The sequence below is a fragment of the Kingella denitrificans ATCC 33394 genome (assembly GCF_000190695.1).
Lineage (GTDB): Bacteria > Pseudomonadota > Gammaproteobacteria > Burkholderiales > Neisseriaceae > Kingella_A > Kingella_A denitrificans.
The window spans coordinates 824,039-843,053 of sequence record NZ_GL870929.1 but is presented as its reverse complement, the minus strand read 5'-3'; the positions used below and the strand labels follow the sequence as shown (position 1 = coordinate 843,053).

15 protein-coding genes and 6 tRNA genes are annotated in these 19,015 nt (G+C 55.7%); 8 read left to right on the top strand and 13 right to left on the bottom strand.

The annotated features are described in order from the left end of the window. Nucleotides 1-350 precede the first annotated feature (350 nt). The 13 genes from HMPREF9098_RS04220 to HMPREF9098_RS11675 all read right to left on the bottom strand — a co-directional run bounded on the left by HMPREF9098_RS04220 (nt 351) and on the right by HMPREF9098_RS11675 (nt 11,128). On the bottom strand, nt 351-1,805 hold the full coding sequence (locus HMPREF9098_RS04220; RefSeq protein WP_003782329.1) for a LutB/LldF family L-lactate oxidation iron-sulfur protein: 1,455 nt from the start codon (nt 1,803-1,805) through the stop codon (nt 351-353). Further along, a complete protein-coding gene (locus HMPREF9098_RS04215; protein ID WP_003782328.1) occupies nt 1,802-2,500 on the bottom strand; it encodes a LutC/YkgG family protein in 699 nt (232 codons plus the stop codon). The genes HMPREF9098_RS04220 and HMPREF9098_RS04215 overlap by 4 nt, the downstream gene beginning before the upstream one ends. Next, nucleotides 2,497-3,267, bottom strand: a complete 771-nt coding sequence (locus tag HMPREF9098_RS04210) for a (Fe-S)-binding protein (RefSeq protein ID WP_003782326.1) — start codon at nt 3,265-3,267, stop codon at nt 2,497-2,499. The genes HMPREF9098_RS04215 and HMPREF9098_RS04210 overlap by 4 nt, the downstream gene beginning before the upstream one ends. A gap of 475 nt (nt 3,268-3,742) precedes the next feature. Further along, nucleotides 3,743-4,111 (bottom strand): dihydroneopterin aldolase, encoded by a 369-nt coding sequence (gene folB, locus HMPREF9098_RS04205; RefSeq protein WP_003782323.1) that lies wholly within the window; start codon nt 4,109-4,111, stop codon nt 3,743-3,745. A 110-nt stretch (nt 4,112-4,221) separates the two neighbouring features. After that, nucleotides 4,222-6,876, bottom strand: coding sequence for a DNA translocase FtsK (locus HMPREF9098_RS04200; RefSeq protein WP_003782321.1), 2,655 nt, complete (start codon nt 6,874-6,876; stop codon nt 4,222-4,224). Nucleotides 6,877-7,208: 332 nt separating this feature from the next. Further along, nucleotides 7,209-7,298, bottom strand: a tRNA-Leu gene (locus HMPREF9098_RS04195). 108 nt (nt 7,299-7,406) lie between these two features. Further along, nucleotides 7,407-7,480: transfer RNA gene (locus HMPREF9098_RS04190), tRNA-Cys, on the bottom strand. Nucleotides 7,481-7,491: 11 nt separating this feature from the next. Beyond that, nucleotides 7,492-7,567: transfer RNA gene (locus tag HMPREF9098_RS04185), tRNA-Gly, on the bottom strand. 26 nt (nt 7,568-7,593) lie between these two features. After that, a tRNA-Gly gene (locus HMPREF9098_RS04180) sits at nt 7,594-7,669 on the bottom strand. A gap of 23 nt (nt 7,670-7,692) precedes the next feature. After that, nucleotides 7,693-7,768 (bottom strand) — tRNA-Gly (locus HMPREF9098_RS04175). 75 nt (nt 7,769-7,843) lie between these two features. Beyond that, entirely contained in the window at nt 7,844-8,407 is a 564-nt protein-coding gene (pgsA, locus tag HMPREF9098_RS04170; protein ID WP_003782319.1) for a CDP-diacylglycerol--glycerol-3-phosphate 3-phosphatidyltransferase, read from the bottom strand. 146 nt (nt 8,408-8,553) lie between these two features. Further along, on the bottom strand, nt 8,554-10,965 hold the full coding sequence (locus HMPREF9098_RS04165) for a transglycosylase SLT domain-containing protein (protein WP_003782318.1): 2,412 nt from the start codon (nt 10,963-10,965) through the stop codon (nt 8,554-8,556). A 19-nt stretch (nt 10,966-10,984) separates the two neighbouring features. Beyond that, nucleotides 10,985-11,128: a hypothetical protein gene (locus HMPREF9098_RS11675; RefSeq protein WP_155803277.1), complete on the bottom strand. Its 144-nt coding sequence runs from the start codon at nt 11,126-11,128 to the stop codon at nt 10,985-10,987. A gap of 146 nt (nt 11,129-11,274) precedes the next feature. Between HMPREF9098_RS11675 and putA the strand changes: the two genes are divergently transcribed. The 8 genes from putA (at nt 11,275) to leuD (ending at nt 18,991) form a co-directional block, all read left to right on the top strand. Beyond that, nucleotides 11,275-14,883 (top strand): bifunctional proline dehydrogenase/L-glutamate gamma-semialdehyde dehydrogenase PutA, encoded by a 3,609-nt coding sequence (putA, locus tag HMPREF9098_RS04160; protein ID WP_040564252.1) that lies wholly within the window; start codon nt 11,275-11,277, stop codon nt 14,881-14,883. A gap of 127 nt (nt 14,884-15,010) precedes the next feature. Beyond that, nucleotides 15,011-15,496 carry a hypothetical protein gene (locus HMPREF9098_RS04155; protein ID WP_040564251.1) on the top strand — a complete coding sequence of 162 codons (486 nt, stop codon included), beginning with the start codon at nt 15,011-15,013 and terminating at the stop codon, nt 15,494-15,496. An 84-nt stretch (nt 15,497-15,580) separates the two neighbouring features. Beyond that, nucleotides 15,581-16,060, top strand: coding sequence for a hypothetical protein (locus tag HMPREF9098_RS04150; RefSeq protein WP_003782315.1), 480 nt, complete (start codon nt 15,581-15,583; stop codon nt 16,058-16,060). Nucleotides 16,061-16,127: 67 nt separating this feature from the next. Further along, nucleotides 16,128-16,204 (top strand) — tRNA-Val (locus tag HMPREF9098_RS04145). Nucleotides 16,205-16,388: 184 nt separating this feature from the next. Next, nucleotides 16,389-17,777 (top strand): Na+/H+ antiporter NhaC, encoded by a 1,389-nt coding sequence (gene nhaC, locus HMPREF9098_RS04140; RefSeq protein WP_003782314.1) that lies wholly within the window; start codon nt 16,389-16,391, stop codon nt 17,775-17,777. 171 nt (nt 17,778-17,948) lie between these two features. Beyond that, entirely contained in the window at nt 17,949-18,095 is a 147-nt protein-coding gene (locus HMPREF9098_RS04135; RefSeq protein ID WP_003782311.1) for an entericidin A/B family lipoprotein, read from the top strand. Nucleotides 18,096-18,202: 107 nt separating this feature from the next. Next, the gene (locus HMPREF9098_RS11940) at nt 18,203-18,325 is read left to right on the top strand and encodes a lipoprotein (RefSeq protein WP_003782309.1); all 123 of its coding nucleotides are present in this window, start codon (nt 18,203-18,205) and stop codon (nt 18,323-18,325) included. Nucleotides 18,326-18,349: 24 nt separating this feature from the next. Next, entirely contained in the window at nt 18,350-18,991 is a 642-nt protein-coding gene (leuD, locus tag HMPREF9098_RS04130) for a 3-isopropylmalate dehydratase small subunit (protein ID WP_003782308.1), read from the top strand. Nucleotides 18,992-19,015 lie beyond the last annotated feature (24 nt).

The window sequence follows — 19,015 nt, the reverse complement described above, 5'->3', positions numbered from 1 at the left end:
ACCTGAAAACGCGGTTGCCTGATTCTGTTCAGGATTGGCGGAACGGGCGATGTTGAAACGGCAAACCTGAGGTTTGCTGCCCTCTCCCTAACCCTCTCCCATGGGAGAGGGGATGGGGTTGCGCGAATCCGTGTGTTTCGGGCCACCTGAAAACTGTTTTTCCTGATTTTTCAATCGGTTCGGACGATGCAAAAGCAGCCTGCACTTTGGTTTGTGCGGCGAGCCTTTGCGGCGTTCGGGCTACCTGAAAAAGGCCGGCCGGAAGCTTCGGCTTCTGCCAAACCAAAACCGTTCCAGCTTTGCAGGCTGCCCTTCTTATTCCTATGTCCGAAAAGCAGCCTGCACTCGGTTTAGCCGCCGTTTTTCTGCTGTTTTTCCTTCATCAGCTGGTGCAGCGATTTGGGCGCGGGCTTCATCGGCACGTGGTTGTCGGTCCAGGTCAGCTGTTTGCCCGGGGTCAGGCCGCGGAATTTGGTGGCCAGCGCGCCGAACATGCGGTAGGCGGTTTTGCCGGCGAAGATGCCGTCAAACATGCGCCAAGCCAGTTGCTCGCCCAAGGTGTGCGACGCGCCTTGGCCTTTAATCGGGTAGGGCACGGCTTCGTCGGGCGCGCGCTGGGCTTCTTCGCGCAGGCGCTGCATTTGCTCGGTAATCGGGATTTTCACGGGGCAGACTTCCACGCACGCGCCGCACATGGTGCAGGCGGTGGGCAGGTCGCGGGTGGGCTCCAAGCCGAGCAGGTGCGGCGACAGGATTTCGCCAATCGGGCCGGGATAAGTAGTGCCGTAGGCCGCGCCGCCGATGCGGGTGTACACGGGGCAGTGGTTCATGCACGCGCCGCAGCGGATGCATTGCAGGGTGCGGCGCATTTGTTCTTCGCCGTAGGCCTGGCTGCGGCCGTTGTCCAGCAGCACTAGGTGCATTTCTTGCGGGCCGTCCAGCTCGTCGGAACGGCGTGGGCCGGTAATCATGTTGAAATAGGTGGTGATGTTTTGGCCGATGGCGCTGCGCGGCAGCAGGCTGTACAGCGGCGGGATGTCGGACAGTTTGGCCACCACTTTTTCAATACCGGTAATGGCGATGTGCACGGGCGGCACGGTGGTGGACAAGCGGCCGTTGCCCTCATTTTCCACCAAGCACAGCGTGCCGGTTTCGGCCACGGCAAAGTTCACGCCGCTCAAGCCGACATCGGCGGTGCGGTACACGTCGCGCAGGGCTTGGCGGGCGAAGCCGGTGAGTTGGTCCACGTCGTCAGTCAGCGGCGTGCCGATGTTGTTGTGGAACAGTTCGCTCACTTGCTCTTTGGTTTTGTGGATGGCGGGCATCACGATGTGGGTCGGTTTTTCGCCGGCCATCTGCACGATGTATTCGCCCAAGTCGCTTTCCACGGCTTTAATGCCGCGGTCGGCCAGATAATGGTTCAGCTCGATTTCTTCGCTCACCATGGATTTGCCTTTCACCATCAGTTTGCCCTGATGGTGCATGATGATGCCGTGGATGATGCGGCAGGCTTCGTCGGGCGTTTCCGCCCAATGCACTTTCACACCCAAACGGGTCAGGTTGCTTTCCAGCTGTTCCAGCAAATCGGGTAGTTTGGACAGCGAACGTTGGCGGATGTGTTCGCACAGGGTGCGCAGCATTTGCAGTTCTTGTTCGTCCGACAGCACGATTTTGCGCTTGGTCATCAGCATGTCCATAGCCGTGCGCAGGCTTTTGCGCAAAGGTTTGTCGGCCAGGGCTTCGCGCGCGTTGGCTTTGAAGGTTTCGGGGCGCGGATGGAAGTGTACGGTTTGTTCGGTTCTCATGCGGCATTCTCCAAATCGGCGGGGTCGATATTCTCGGGCAATATGGCCAAGACGACCATATCGCGCGGACCGTGTGCGCCGTAGGCAAGGGTTAATTGGATATCGGCGGTTTTTGACGGGCCGGACACCAAAATGATATTGGTGGGCATGGCATCGATTAAGGCTTCGCCATGCAGTGCCGCATGAAAGGTGTCGTACATTTTGCGTGTATCGAACAGGCAGATGTGTACGGGGGGAACCAGGCTTTGGCTGCGCGGTTCTTCAGGGGAGGAAACCAGCATAATCGTGCCGGTGTGGGCGATGCCGCAAACAGACGAAGTGAAACCAGCCTGCACGTCGGCGAAGAATTCGTCTTTCCAATCGTCAATCGGTTTGTTGAAGGCGCGGGTTTCCACGGAAGCAGCCTGCAAGGCCGCTTGGGCGCGGCGGCCGTGTTCGGTTTGCGGCGAAAGCAGCATGTTTTGCAGGCCTTTTTGCTGCGCCACTTCCACCAGTTTTTGCTCCCAATCGTGTTCGCGCACCCAGAAAATCTCGGTTTTCACCGCGCGCATGGTGGCCGCCCAATGGCGCAGGCGGGCGGTTTCGCTTTCCCATTCGGGCGACATTTCTTGGTAGTAATCGAAAGTTTGCGGTTCCGCCATCGGATAGGCGTTGGCTTTGCGGAGTTTGGCCAAAATATTGTCGCGCGCGCTCATGCTTTACCTCCCGTGCGTTCCAGCAAGAATGTGGCAATGTGTTTGGGTTTGGGCATGTTCGGCTCGTCTTTGGCGATTTTGCCGCCGATGTTCATCATGCAGCCTGCATCCGCACTCACGATTTCCGTGGCCTGCGTTTCTTTCAGCGCAGCCACTTTGTCGGTGACCATCGCGCCGGAAATATCGGACTGCTTCACGGAGAACGTGCCGCCGAAGCCGCAGCATTCGCTTTCGTGGTCGTGCACGATGCGTTCCACGTTTTGCAGGCTGTCAATCAGCTTCCAGCCGGTGATGTGCACGCCCATTTCGCGGCGCGCTGCACAAGAAGTATGCACCGCCACTTTCACCGGCGCGCCCACGTCTTTGGGCTCGTAGCCGATGTCCACCAAGAAATTGGTCAGCTCGACCACGCGGCCGGCCAATTCGTTGGCGCGCTGTTCGTATTCGCTGCCTTTGAACAATTTGGGCCAATGGTGCTTCATCATGCCGCCGCAAGAGCCGGAAGGCACGACGATGGGGTAGTTTTCGGGGAACAAATCAAGCTGTGCCTTGGCCACGTCGAACGCTTCTTCGCGGTGGCCCGATGAGAATGCAGGCTGCCCGCAGCAGCTTTGCTCCATCGGAAAATGCACTTTAATGCCTTGCTGCTCCAACAGCGTGATGGCGTCCATACCTGCTTCTGGCATAAACAAATCCAAAAGGCAGGTGCCGAAAAAGTAAACATCGGCGGGTTTGCCGCCGTGTGGGGTGCTTTGGTTGGTGTTCATGATAATGCTTCTTATGTTTATTGTAAGAATAGGTGCAGCCTGTATCGGCGGCAAATTTGCATTACTTTACGCGATATGATTTTGGACGGTCAAGGGGCTTGTAAAAATAAATGCGGGTTTGGCGGATATTTTCGCGGATAAATTGCCTGAAAATATTTGGAAATACCGTAATGACGCTGCGTGCGATGGGTTTGGTCGGGTAAAAAACAGATTATTTTCAATCAATAATGAAACCATTTTTAGAGTTTTGTGTTTTTGATGGCGGGTATCAGAAAATATAATGGAAATGTTAAAAAATGCAAACAAAGTGTTAAGTTGCCGGATGGGAAAATGGGGCGATTTTGGTTATATTATTTCTGAATTTTGGTGTTTTGAAAGATTAAAACAGGCTAGGTAGGGAGATGATACGCTTTCAGCCTGTTTGTTTGTAGGAATATGTTTTTGTTTTGAATTTTCTGTAATTGAATTGCAGAAATCAGGGTGCAGGCTGCTTTTGGGGATTGTGCCGTTCAATTTCCACGCCGACTGCGGCCACGCGCGGCAAAATGCCGGGCTTGGTAATGCGGACGCGCACCCATGCGGCGTGAAACTGCGCGAAAATGAAGTCGGCAATGGATTGCGCCAGGCTTTCCAGCAGCAGGAAATTGCGTTTGGCCAGTTCGCTGCGGAGGGCTTGGCAGACTTCGCCGTAGTGGATAGTTTGGGCGATGTCGTCTTGCGCGCCTGCGTTGTCGGGCAGGGCGATGTCGAGGTCGATGACGAGGGTTTGCGGTTGTTGGCGTTCCCATTCGTACACGCCGATAAGGGTTTCGGCTTTCATGCCGTGCAGAAAGATTTTGTCCATGGGCAGCTTTGATTTTGATGATGAAAAAAGTGCAGGCTGCTTTTGAATGCTGTTTTGGCGGGGTGGGAAAAGCAGCCTGCACAGTTAATAGGGCGCGGCAACGGGAAGCGTTATTCCGTTTTGCGTGCCAATATCGTGCGCTTGCCGGAATGGTCGGGGGCAGACACCACGCCTTCGGCTTCGAGCTGGTCAATCAGCGTGGCGGCTTTGTTGTAGCCGATGCGCAAATGGCGCTGCAACGACGATACGGTGGCCTTTTTGGTGCGCAGAATCACTTCCACCGCTTGGTCAAACAGCGGGTCGCGTTCGCTGCCGCCGCTTAATTGGAAGTCTTCGGAAGCGGGGGAAAGGATGTCGTCCACATAATTGGGTTCGCCGAACTGCTTCCAGTAATCCGCGACTTTATGCACTTCGTTATCTGCCACAAACGCCCCGTGTACGCGCAGCGGATAGCCCGTGCCCGGCGGCAGGAACAGCATATCGCCCTGTCCCAGCAGGTTTTCCGCACCCATTTGGTCGAGCACAGTGCGGCTGTCGATTTTGCTGGACACTTGGAAGGCAATGCGCGTGGGGATATTGGCTTTAATCAGGCCGGTAATCACGTCCACGCTGGGGCGTTGGGTGGCCAGAATCAGGTGGATGCCGGCGGCGCGCGCTTTTTGGGCAAGGCGGGCGATAAGCTGTTCGATTTGCTTGCCGGCCACCATCATCAAATCGGCGAACTCGTCCACCACCACCACGATAAACGGCAGTTTTTCCAGCGGTTCCGGGTCGTCCGGCGTGTAGCTGAACGGATTAGCGATTTTGCGCCCTTGTGCGGCGGCTTGGGCGATTTTTTGGTTGTAGCCTTCCAGGTTGCGCACGCCGACATGGCTCATCAGGCGGTAGCGTTTTTCCATTTCGTTCACGCACCAGGTGAGCGCGTTGGCGGCCAGCTTCATGTCGGTGACCACGGGCGCGAGCAAATGTGGAATGCCTTCATAGACGGACAATTCCAGCATTTTCGGGTCAATCATAATCATGCGGACTTCTTCGGGTGTGGCTTTATACAGCATCGACAAAATCATGCTGTTCACGCCCACCGATTTGCCCGAACCGGTGGTGCCGGCCACCAGCAAATGCGGCGCTTTGGCCAAATCGGTAACGACCGGATTACCGCTGATGTCCTGCCCCAGTGCGAGCGTGAGTTTGGACGTGCTTTGCGAGAATTCGGGCGAATCGAACACTTCACGCAGACGGATGGTTTGGCGTTTGGGATTGGGCAGTTCCAATCCCATGCAGGTTTTGCCCGGAATCGTCTCCACCACGCGGATGGCGGCCACGCCGAGCGAGCGCGCCAAGTCTTTTTCCAGATTGATGACGGAATTGCCGCGCACGCCCACGTCGGGTTCGATTTCATAGCGCGTAATCACAGGGCCGGCATAAGCGTCCAGCACCTTCACTTTCACTTTGAATTCCGCCAGCTTTTCTTCAATGATGATGCTGTTTTCCAGCAGTTCTTCAGGGCTTTGCACGGCCTGAGGATTGTGTTGCGGCGGTTGCAGCAGTTGCAGCGGCGGCAAAGCGGGTTCTGCGGAGAAGGCGGATTCCCACGAATCGTCCAGCACATCGGCAGCGCTGTCGTTTTGCTCTTGGTAGTAAGCGGCGAAATCGGCTTCGGTCAGCACATCGCTGGTATCGTCAAATTCAATGTGGCCGGACGCTTGGGCGGCGGGCAGGGTGGCAGCCTGTACTTGTGCGGCGATGGCGGCGCGGTCCAGCTTGGTGTGCCGGCGGGGCGGCGTTTCGGGCGAGGACAGGCGGTTCGCCAATTCGTCGGTATGGCTTTGCGCTTGAAAATGCACGGGTTCGGCAATTTCAGGTTCGGGGATGATGGAGGCGGGGAGGCTGGGCACCGGCGCAATCGACACGGGGCTGGTGTTCGCGGCGGGCGTGTCGGCCAGCGGTGAAGGTGCGGCTGTCGTTTGGCTGCGGTTTTGGCGTAGCAGGCGTGCGGAATGCGGCCGACGGTTCGCCAAATTCGCCCACAGTTCGTCTTCCGGGATGACGGGCAGGGCATTGTTATATTGGTCTGCCGTATGGCTCAAAGCAGCCTGCACTTGCCGCCGCGCCTGCCGTTGGCGATGCAGGCTGCTTTGAATATCTGAAATTTCAATGGTTTCCAATTCGGCAGACGGCTCGGGCAGCTGCACGCTTTCATTGCTTGGAAACGGCGCGGTGACGGTGGTGTCGGGCAGGCCACCGCGTTCGCGCAGCATCTCCAATTCCGTCAATGTGCGCGTGCGGACGCGGTGCAAGGCGGGGTCGTTCGGGGTGATGGTTTGCGCGGCAATTTGCTGCTCTTCAATAATGGCATCGGGGCGGAAGCTCGGGTGCAGGCTGCTTTTCAAAGGGCGCGAAACCAAGCGCGTTACTTCTGCCGTGGAAATGATGTCGGGCGGCGCGGTTTTCTGCTGCGCCATATCCATAAAGACAATTTCCGATGGGGTGGTCGGCGCGTCGGCCGGTTGTTCGGCAGTTTTGGCTTCCTTGTCTGCGGCGGCGTTGTCGGCGGAAGGGTCGGTTGCGCCGACATTTTCTGCATCTGCCTGTTCTGCGGTTCCGGTGGGTTCGTTTACGGTATTTTCAGGTGCCGCCGCCTTATGTGCGTGCTGGTTGTGCCGAAACCAATTTTCCAGCCATTCCTTTTCTTGCAGGTGTTGCCAATAGGCCAATCCGGCCAGCGCACCAATCAGTAAAATCATCGTTAAATACAGCATAATCATCGCTCTTTGAAATATCGGTTGGTTTTGTGGCGGCCGTTTGCTTTCGTTCGGATTTGGCGCGCCTTCGGGCGAAAGTTAATGGCTTTGCGATATCGGGTAACCGTTATCGGCTGTGCGTGTTTTCGTGTTTTGCCGTGCGGTTGCAGCGGCTGCCGAATCGCATTATTCGTGTTCAGACTCGTGAATTTTAACGGTTTTTGTGCAGCGTGAAAACCGAAAGCAAAAAGCAGCCTGCACGTTGTGATTTTCTATTCGAATGACCGAAGTGCAGGCTGCTTTTGGCTTTGGTGGGCAATAAAAAAACAGCCGTTCAAGGCTGTTTTCTTAAATCTTGGTGCCCGAGACCGGAATCGAACCGGTACGCTCGGTTTAGGAGCGACGGATTTTAAGTCCGTTGTGTCTACCAATTCCACCACTCGGGCACATTGAAACCGGTATCGATATGGAGGCGGGGGCGTGGAATCAAACCAGCCTGTATAAGGGTTGCACCCCTTATCGCATAAACACTCTGCCACCCCGCCGGAAATGATTGGAGGCGAAAGCCAGAATCGAACTGGCGTCTACGGATTTGCAATCCGCTGCATTACCACTATGCTATTTCGCCACATAAAAAAATGGAGCGGGAAACGAGTCTCGAACTCGCGACCTCAACCTTGGCAAGGTTGCGCTCTACCAACTGAGCTATTCCCGCATATTTGTTTGCTGTTTGAATGTAAGTGGAGCGGGAAACGAGTCTCGAACTCGCGACCTCAACCTTGGCAAGGTTGCGCTCTACCAACTGAGCTATTCCCGCGTATTTGTTTGCTGTGTGAATTGTGGAGCGGGAAACGAGTCTCGAACTCGCGACCTCAACCTTGGCAAGGTTGCGCTCTACCAACTGAGCTATTCCCGCATGCTTTGCAAATCCAGCAAAAGAAGTCGGCATTATAATGCTTGCGGAAATATTGTCAAGCAGTTTGTACCAAATTTATTGAAATTCTTTCCACGCCAGTTTCAGGTAATAAAACATCGACCAAATGGTCAGCACGGAGGCGATAAACATCAACAGGTTGCCGGCTTGGTTGAAATTGATGCCGTAAAAGTCGGGAAAGTTGAGCAGCAGTGCAAAAATGGCGGCCATTTGTGCGGCGGTTTTGAGTTTGCCGATATAGGCGACGGCGACGCTGTTGCGCTTGCCCATTTGCGCCATCCATTCGCGCAGGGCGGAGATGGTAATTTCGCGCCCGATGATAATCATGGCGTAGATGGCGAGCGTGCGGTCGAGTTTGACCAATAAAATCAGCGACACAGCCACCATGAGTTTGTCGGCGACGGGGTCGAGGAATGCGCCGAAATCGGAGGTTTGCTTCCAATGCCGTGCCAAAAAGCCGTCCAGCCAGTCGGTGATGCCCGCCAATGCGAAAATCAGCGCCGCCGCAATATTGACGTGGGTTTGCGAAATGTAGGTCTGGGGGAGGTAGAAGAGGGCGGTGAAGATGGGGATGAGCAAAATCCGCAACCATGTGAGCAGGATGGGAATATTCCACGGCATAATGTTGTTCCATGCGGGTTGGGTGGGCGATTAGGGGGCTTTGGTTCGGGCAATTCTAGTGCGTTTTTGTTCAAGCGACAAGACAAGGCATGGCAAAACCACGTTGCTGGGCGGGGAACGTGGTTTTGCCAGGGTGCAGGCTGCTTTTAACGCCGTTTGGTAGGTTGTGCGGGTTTGCTTTGGCCGCTGTTGCCGCGTTGGTTGTTGCGGGCAGGCTGCGCGTTGGGTTTCTCGGTTTGGCGGTCGGCATTGCGCGTGGTGGGCGCGTGGTGCTTCTCGGCTTGCTGGTTGCGCTGGCTGCCGTTGCGTGCCGCGGGCGTGCCGGCTTTTTCGGTGCGGCTGTTGTTTCGCGCAGCCGGCGTATCCGGTTTTTCGGCACGGCCGTTATGTGCAGGCTGTGCATTGGGTTTGGCATCGCGCTGGTTGCCGTGGCGCGCGTTCTGCTCGGCAGGTTTGGCTGCGCTGTTGCTGCGAGGCGCGTTGCCGTTTCGGGCAGCCTGCACATTTGCGGCCGCATTGCCGCTCACTTTCAGCGTTTGTCCGACGCTCAAACGGTTATTGCGGATTTGGTTGGCGGCAATCAGTTCGTCGGTGCTGATGTTGTAGCGTTTGGCGATGCTGTATACGGTATCGCCTTGCTCGACTTTATACGTTTGCGCGGGGGCGGGGCGGTTGCGCTCGGCAGCGGGTTTTTCTGCCATCCGTGTGCGTTCTGCGGCTGGTTTTTCCGCCGTTCTCACGCGTTCCTGTGGTGCGGGTTTTGGAGTTGCTGCTGTGTTGGCGTTTCGGCGGCGCGTTTCGGCGGCCGTGCGCTCGCGTGTTGCGGCGGCATCGCTTTGGGCAACGGTGGCGCGGACGGTTTCGGCAGCCTGCATTTTGGCTTGTGCGGCTTGCGCGACAACCCATAATTCGTCATCGTCGTCTTGGGCGCTGCTGTCTGTCTGGTTGGCGGCAACGTTCGGTGCTTCAGGCGCTTTGTCGGCGGCTGGTTCGTTCAAAGCAGCCTGCACTTTGGGTGCGCTTTCGGCTGGTTCGGGTGTTTTGGCCGCTGTTTCGGTATCGGCTTGTGCGATGCGGATAGGCGGCTCTTCGGCAGGCGCAGGCGCGCTGATGTGTTCTGTCGGCGTGTCAGCTGTTTCGGCCGATGCGGTTTGCGTTGTCGGCAAAGGTGCAGGCTGCTTTTCGGCGACTACGGTATTTTGTGGCGGGGTTTCAGGCGCAGGCGGTGTCAGGTTTAAGGGTGGGGTAACGATGACGACATCGGCCGCTTGGGGCGGTGCGGCAAACGTGTTGGCGGCTAAAGAAGGGCGCGGCGTATGCGCGGCAGCCACAGGCGGTGCCAACACCGGTGCCTGTTCCACAAACGTATCCGGCACGGGGTCGAAATCGGCTTTCACAAACGCGTTCACATTGCCGATGCCCTGCATGGTGTTGCGGTTTACCAAAACGGTGCGGCCGGCGTTCACATAATTGCCCGAAATGCCGTTCAGACGGCGCAATTCGGCGGGGCTGCTGCCGGTTTGGCTGGCCAAATCAGCCACTGAAATGCGCTGCGTGGGCGTGAATACGTCCCAAGAAAGCAGGGTTTTCGGGTCGGATTCACGGTAGTTGGCTTCAAATGTGTTGGCAGCCTGCACAGGCAGCAGCATTTGGCGGTTTTCTTTGGGGATGAAAACCGGTGTTTTGAAGGCGGGATTCAACGCCAAAAATTCGCTTTCGGAAATGTTGGCCAAATGCGCGGCGGCCATAATGTCCAACGGCGCGCTCACGGTAACGGCGCGGAAATAAGGTTCGTGCTTGATGCTGGGCAGTTGCAGCCCGAACATGTGCGGATTATTGACCAAATTGCGCACGGCCAGCAGTTTGGGGACGTAGTTGCGCGTTTCGGCCGGCATGTTCAGGTTTTCGTATGTGGGGGCAAGTCCGGCGGCTTGCGCGCGGCGGATGGCGCGGCTCACGTTGCCTTCGCCCCAGTTGTAGGCGGCCAGCGCGAGCGTCCAGTCGCCGAAGAGTCCGTGCAGGTATTGCAGATAGTTCAATGCGGCATTGGTGGAAGCGGAAATGTCGTGCCGCCCGTCATACATCGGGGTTTGCTCCAAGCCGTAGTGGCGGCCGGTGGCGGGCATAAACTGCCATAAACCCGACGCGCCGACATGGGAGCGCGCTTTGGTCACATAAGCGCTTTCGATGAAGGGTAGCAGGGCGATTTCGGCCGGCATGCCGCGTCGCTGCACCTCATTGACAATATGGTACATATAAGGCGCGCTGCGTGCTAAAGTGCGGTTGAAATAACTGCGGTTGGCTACGAAGCGGCTTTCATGATTGCGCACTAAATTTGCGTTCACTTCGCTCAAGCGGAAGTCTTGGCGCAGGCTCAACCAAATTTCGCCCCCCATTTTCGGCGCATGGGCGGAATAGTTGGATTGGTATAAACGCATGATTGCCAAGCCGGTTTGTTTGGGCGACGGAGACGGCGCGGCAGAAGCAGCCTGCACCATGCCGGCGGGCAAAACAAAAAGGCTGCTGACGGCAATTGCAATGGATTTAATGCTTTTCATGTCGGGTATAAACACTGTGTCAAACGGACAATTCGTAATCGTAAGGGCAAGGGGTGCCGCTGTCAATCTGAAACCTTGGACGGGCACTGTCTTTCGGCACACGGAAAGTGCAGGCTGCTTTGATTTTGCGTTGGCGCAAATCCCGTTCAAAAGCAGCCTGCATTCTTTGCATTTCGATGAGTGTTGTACTAATATAATATTTTGCGGAGTTTATCGCAAAATTACACGTTCACACGTTGACTCTCAATGACCGATAAGCATTTTAACCACAACTTGATCAATCTATATAAAGGATTAAGGAAAAAAATCATGTTTGCCTTTGCCCAAACCCAAACCAACCCCTTGCGCCAAGCCATTACCGCCGCCTACCGCCGCGACGAGGAGGAAGCCGTTGCCGACATGCTGCAACGTGCGGCGATGAGCGCTGAAGAAAAGCAGGCTGCAGACCAACTGGCACGCTCGCTGGTAAAAAAAGTGCGTGCCGACCGCAGCAAAGCCAGCGGTGTGGACGCGCTGATGCAGGAGTTCACATTGTCCAGCGAAGAAGGCGTGGCGCTGATGTGTCTGGCCGAAGCCCTGCTGCGTATTCCCGATAAAGAAACGCGCGACAAACTGATTCAGGACAAACTGGCAGACGGCGACTGGAAACGCCACTTGGGACGCAGCCCTTCCATGTTTGTGAATGCCGCCGCATGGGGCTTGCTGATTACCGGCAAACTCACGCAGGACAAACCAAATGAAGAAGCTTTGTCGGGCAGTTTGAGCCGCCTGTTGGGCAAAGGCGGCGCACCGTTGATCCGCGCCGGCGTGGATGCGGCCATGCGTATGCTGGGCAAACAGTTCGTGACCGGCCAAACCATTGAAGAAGCATTGGCCAACGGCAAAGAACGCGAAAAAATGGGCTACCGCTTCTCGTTCGATATGTTGGGCGAAGCAGCCATGACCGAAGCCGACGCGCAACGTTATTTTAACGATTATGTGCAGGCGATTCACGCCATCGGCAAAGATGCCAACGGTGCAGGCGTGTACGAAGGCAACGGTATTTCGGTGAAACTCTCAGCCATTCACCCGCGTTATTCGCGCGCGCAACACGAACGCGTGATGAAAGAATTGCTGCCGCGCCTGAAAGAGCTGTTCCTGCTCGCCAAACAATACAACATCGGCCTGAACATCGACGCCGAAGAAGCCAACCGTTTGGAATTGTCGCTGGATTTGATGGAAGCCTTGGTGTCCGACCCCGATTTGGCCGGCTTCCACGGCATCGGCTTCGTGGTGCAGGCGTATCAGAAACGCTGCCCGTTCGTGATTGATTATCTGGTGGACTTGGCGCGCCGCAACAACCAAAAACTCATGATTCGCCTGGTGAAAGGCGCATACTGGGACAGCGAAATCAAATGGGCGCAGGTGGACGGCATGGACGGCTATCCTGTGTACACACGCAAAGTGCACACCGACGTTTCCTATTTGGCATGCGCGCGCAAACTGCTGGAAGCGCAAGACGCCGTATTCCCGCAATTTGCCACACACAACGCCTACACACTCGCCTGCATTTACAACTTTGGCAAAGGCAAAGATTTCGAGCACCAATGCCTGCACGGCATGGGCGAAACGCTGTACGACCAAGTGGTGGGAGAACAAAACCTGGGCCGGCGCGTGCGCGTGTACGCCCCAGTCGGCACGCACGAAACCCTGCTGGCCTATTTGGTGCGCCGCCTGCTGGAAAACGGTGCGAACTCGTCTTTCGTGAACCAGATTGTGGACGAGCATGTGAGCGTGGACGCATTGCTCAAATGCCCGCTGGATGCCGCGGCGGAGACCGGCGGCAAACCCAACGCCATCCTGCCGTTGCCGCGCCACCTTTACGGCGATGCACGCCTCAATTCGCAAGGCTTCGATTTGTCGAACGAAACCGTGCTGAACGATTTGCAGGCTGCCATGAACAAAGCGGCGGAAAAAGATTACCAAGCCAAATCCTTGGTGGTCGGCCGCATTAAAAACGAAAACGCGCACGAAGTCCGCAACCCGGCCAATCACGACGATGTGGTGGGCAAAGCAGCGTTCGTGCAGGCGGCCGAAGTCGATAAAATCGTGGCCAATGCCAAAAAAGCAGAAGCCGAATGGGCGCAAAAGCAGCCTGCACAACGTGCCGAAATCCTGCGCAACATTGCCGATTTGTACGAACAGCACGCGCCCGAACTGATGATGCTGGCCGTGCGCGAAGCCGGTAAAACGCTGAACAACGCCATTGCCGAAGTGCGCGAAGCCGTGGATTTCTGTCGCTATTACGCCAACGAATGCGAAACCACCTGCGCCGAACGCCAAGCCTTGGGCACGCTGGTGGCCATCAGCCCTTGGAACTTCCCGCTGGCGATTTTCACCGGCGAAGTGGTGGCCGCATTGGCAGTGGGCAACACCGTGATTGCCAAACCTGCCGAGCAAACCAGCCTGATTGCCCACCGTGCCGTTCAGCTGATGCATGAAGCGGGCGTGCCGGAAGAAGTGTTGCAACTGGTGCTGGGTGCGGGCGATGTGGGCGCGGCCTTGACGAAAAACCTGAACATCAACGGCGTGATTTTCACCGGCTCTACCGAAGTGGCGAAACTCATCAACCAAAGCCTGAGCGCGCGCGAAGATTTGCCCGTGCTGATTGCCGAAACCGGCGGCCAGAACGCCATGATTGTGGACAGTACCGCATTGGCGGAACAAGTCTGCGCCGACGTGCTCAACTCCGCATTCGACAGCGCGGGACAACGCTGCTCCGCATTGCGCATCCTGTGCTTGCAGGAAGACATTGCCGACCACATGGTGGCGATGATTAAAGGCGCGATGGACGAATTGCGCGTGGACAACCCGATGGAGCTGACCACTGATGTCGGCCCCGTGATTGACGCAGAAGCGCAAGGCAACTTGTTGGCGCACATTGAGAAAATGAAAACGGCCGCCAAGTCTTATCACCAAATCAAACTGCCGGAAAATGCCGACAAAGCCACTTTTGTTGCCCCCGTGCTGTTTGAATTGGACAACTTGAACCAGTTGCAGCGCGAAGTGTTCGGCCCCGTGCTGCACGTTGTCCGCTTCCGCGCCGACCAACTGGGCGAATTAATCAAACAAATCAACAGCAAAGGCTATGCACTCACGCACGGCATCCACAGCCGCATCAACCGCACCGTGGAATTTGTGCAGAAAAACATTGAAGCGGGCAATATTTATGTGAACCGCAATATCGTCGGCGCGGTGGTGGGCGTGCAGCCGTTTGGCGGACACGGCCTGTCCGGTACAGGCCCGAAAGCGGGCGGCCCGTTCTACCTGCAAAAACTGAGCGCAGGCAAAGCATGGACATTGCCGCAAAACCTGACCAAATTGGGCGCGGCAGATGCAGGCAGCCTGCACATTTTGGAAGGCATGATTCAGCAGCTGCCGGTATCGCACGAAGAAAAAGTGCGCTTGGGCGGCATTTTGGGCGAGGCGCGGATTCACACGCTGAATCAGGCGGTTGCCCTGCTGCAAGGCCCGACCGGCGAATGCAACGAGCTGACTTGGCACGCGCCAAAACAGGTTTACCTGGAAGGCGGCAGCCTGCAACAGGCATTGGAAGGCTTTATCCGCATTGCCGCCACCGGCGCGCAAGTGGTGGTGTCGCAAGACCATCCGCTGGCCGCATTGGCCGAGGCTGCCGGCCAGTTGCTGAAAGTGAGCGCGTATCCCGAACAGGAAGCCAAAGTGGTGCATTTGGTGAGCTTGGACAAACCGAGCGCAGCACTGAAAACCACGATGGCGAAACGCGACGGTGCGATTTTGCGCGTGATCGATGCCAGCAACGGCGTGGACATCCTGCCGTTGTACGAAGAAATTTCGTGCAGCGTGAACACGACGGCCGCCGGCGGTAACGCCAGCCTGATGGCGGCGGCAGAAGCGTAAACACGTTGACGGATAAAAAAGCAGCCTGCACTTTGGTTTTGAAGGTGCAGGCTGCTTTTGAACGATGGAGTGGGCGGTAGGGATGCCTGCATGATTTAAACTATTGATGTATTGGAGGGAAATACGTATGTTGAACAAGATATTGGCCTTTTCGGTGCTGTCGTTAGTCTTGCTATTGCAGCCTGCATGGGCGGAAACGCAGCAAAACGACAGGGGGGATGACTCATTTATGCAGACCCTGTCAACATTAAATCAGCAACAGAGAATCCAGTTGCTGGACGAAATGGTGCGCCAAGTCAACGAACGTTATGCGCAGCTGCCGGAAACGGGTGTCGATAACCTACAAAGCATGCGTTTGAGTCATGATTTTCCGGAAAAGGAGCAGATAACGTACACGGTTCAGTTCCAGCCTGCTTTTCGCACAGTGCTGGATAGGAACAGGGAGCTGCTTGTGCAATTAATGGAAACGAGCATGGAACTGGCCGCGCCTTGTTTCTCAAGTAAGACGGTGGAGATCATGAACCGGCTGGGCGTGCGCCAAGTGCGCCTGCTGTTCCGTCTGCAAAACGAAACCGTGTGGGAGCAGGTGCGGGATTTGCCTGTGTGCCGTTAAGGTGCAGGCTGCTTTTGAACGATGGAGTGGGCGGCAGGGATGCTGTTATGATTTAAACTATTGATGTATTAGAGGGAAATACGTATGTTGAACAAGATATTGGCCTTTTCGGTGCTGTCATTAGTCTTGCTATTGCAGCCTGCACGGGCGGAAACGCAGCAAAACGACAGGGAATTGGACTCATTTATACAGGCGCTGCCAACGTTGAATCAGCAACAGAAAGCACAGTTGCTGGACGAAATGGTGAGCCAAGTCAATGAGCGCTATGCGCAGCGCCCGGAAACAGAAGTGGTGCAAAGTATGCGTTTGAGCCATAATTTTCCGGAAAAACCGCAGCTAACGTACACGTTTCAGTTGCAGCCTGCGTTTCGCACAGTGCTGGATAGGAATAGGGAGCGGTTTGTGCAATTAGTGGAAACGGGCGTGGAGCAGAGCATGCCTTGTTTCCCAGGCAAGATAGCGGAGGCCATGAACCAGATGGGTGTGCGCCAAATACACATTTTAATCCGCCTGCAAAACGAAACCGTGTGGGAGCAGGTGCGGGATTTGCCCGTGTGCCGTTAAGGTGCAGGCTGCTTTCGGATTGCGTTCACAAACTGCGCAAAATCGGCTATAATCCGCGCTTTCGCACAGGCACGTAGCTCAGTTGGTTAGAGCATCACCTTGACATGGTGGGGGTCGTTGGTTCGAATCCAATCGTGCCTACCAAAATACCGAAACAGCAGAGGTTTGAAACTTCTGCTGTTTTTTTGTCGGGCGACGGGTTTGAAGGCTGAAAAGCAGCCTGCACCATCAAAAACAAAGTGCAGGCTGCTTTTTGCCGAAACCGCGCGTTCCGGCCGTCTTTGTGTTAAAATCCGTTAAATTTCATACCGAATTAAGGCAAAGCAATATGTTTGCATTCAAATCACTGCTCGAAATGCCGCGTGCGGAGGCGCTTGCCGTCGTTATCGCGCTTATCGGCGCCATGGGCTACACGATTATCTCGCTGGAATGGCTGCCGCACATGTCCATCATCGCCGCCATCACCGTGCTGATTTTGTACGGCTTGGCGCGCGGGTTGAAATACAACGACATGCAAAAAGGCATGGTCGGCGCGGTGGGGCAGGGCATGGGCGCGATTTACCTGTTTTTCTTCATCGGGCTGATGGTGAGCGCGCTGATGATGAGTGGTGCGATTCCGACGCTGATGTATTACGGTTTCGGGCTGATTTCCCCCACTTATTTCTATTTCTCCGCCTTTGCGCTTTGTTCCGTCATTGGCGTGTCCATCGGCAGCAGTTTGACTACTTGCGCCACTGTCGGCGTTGCCTTTATGGGCATGGCAGCGGCGTTTCATGCCGATTTGGCGATGACGGCGGGGGCGATTGTGTCCGGCGCGTTCTTCGGCGACAAAATGTCCCCACTCTCCGATACCACGGGCATTTCCGCCTCCATCGTCGGCATTGATTTGTTCGAACACATCAAAAACATGATGTACACCACCATTCCCGCGTGGCTCATCAGCGCGGCACTGATGCTGTGGCTTTTGCCCAATGTGGCTGCCCACGATTTGAACAGCGTCGAATCCTTCCGCAGCCAGCTGGAAGCAACGGGCTTGGTACACGCTTATTCGTTGATTCCGTTTGCGCTGTTGGTGGTGCTGGCGCTGCTGCGTATCAACGCCGTCGTCGCCATGCTCTTCACCATCATTGCCGCGCTTGCCGTGACTTATCTGCACAGCACGCCCGATTTGAAGCAGCTCGGCGCATGGTTTTACGGCGGCTACAAACTCGAAGGCGACACCTTCCAAGACATTGCCAAACTTATTTCGCGTGGCGGTTTGGAAAGCATGTTTTTCACACAAACCATCGTGATTCTCGGCATGAGTTTGGGTGGGCTGCTGTTTACGCTCGGCGTGATTCCGTCGCTGCTTTCCGCCATCCGCGCGTTCCTGACCACCGCCGGACGCGCCACCTTCAGCGTGGCCGCCACATCGGTCGGCGTGAATTTTCTGATCGGCGAACAATATTTGAGCATTTTGCTGTCCGGCGAAACCTTCAAACCCGTGTACGACAAGCTCGGACTGCATTCGCGCAATCTTTCGCGCACGCTGGAAGACGCGGGCACGGTCATCAATCCGCTCGTGCCGTGGAGCGTCTGCGGCGTGTTCATCAGCCATGCGCTCGGCGTGCCCGTTTGGCAATATCTGCCTTATGCCTTCTTCTGCTATTTGAGCCTGCTGCTGACCTTGCTGTTCGGCTTCACGGGGCTGACATTGAGTAAAAAAGAAGGCGCGTAAACCGGCAAAGCAGCCTGCAATACACGGATAAACGGTGTGCAGGCTGCTTTTTTGCCACCGGAAAACCCAAAAAGCAGCCTGCACCCAAAATAAACTTGTCTTTTTTACGGTCAGCCTTTATGATAGGCGCGCAGTTTCTGCATATTATTTATATTTTTTAAGGAGCTCAAAATGAAAAAATTGACTTTGTTGGCTATTGTTTCTCTGATGGCTTTGTCTGCATGTAACACCATTTCTGGTGCAGGTCGTGATGTAAGCGCGCTGGGCGGTGCTGTGAGCAGCGGTGCTGAAAACGTGCAACAAAAAATGAGCCACTAATCATTTGTGATGCGAATGTAGAATGTCCCGTTTGCGCGGGGCATTTTACTGTGCGGGGATAAAAGCAGCCTGCACTTTTAATATTTTGAAATATAAGGAAGTTTAACATGAAAAAAACCATCATTCTTGCCGTTGCCGCTTTGATTTTGGCTGCCTGCGCCGACACCCGCGCGCACATCAGCAGCGATGCCACATCTTGGGAAAAAGTCCAATATTCCAACCAGCAATAATGCCGATGGCAAAGCACGATTCCCATGAAAGCCTTTACCCAACTTACCGCCATCGTCGCACCGCTCGACCGCGTCAATGTGGACACCGATGCGATTATCCCCAAACAATTCCTCAAATCCATCAAACGCAGCGGCTTTGGCGTGAATTGCTTTGACGAATGGCGCTATCTCGACCACGGCGAGCCGGGCATGGACAACAGCAAGCGCCCGCTCAATCCCGATTTTTCGTTGAACCAACCGCGCTACCAAGGCGCGCAAATCCTGCTCACGCGTAAAAACTTCGGCTGCGGCTCCTCGCGCGAACACGCCCCTTGGGCGCTCGACGACTACGGCTTCCGCGCCGTCATCGCCCCCAGCTTTGCCGACATCTTCTTCAACAACTGCTACAAAAACGGCCTGCTGCCGATTGTGCTGACCGAAGAGCAGGTGGAGCGGCTGTTCCAAGAAGTGTATGCTGCCGAGGGCTATCAGCTAAGCATTGATTTGGAACAACAAACCGTAACCACACCGAGCGGCGAAACCTTTGAGTTCGACATTACCGAACACCGCAAACACTGCCTGCTCAACGGTTTGGACGAAATCGGCCTGACCTTGCAGCATGCGGATGACATCAAGGCGTTTGAAACGCAACGCCGCCAAAGCCAGCCTTGGCTGTTTAACGGCTGAATCGGCAGGCAGCCTGCATGTCCA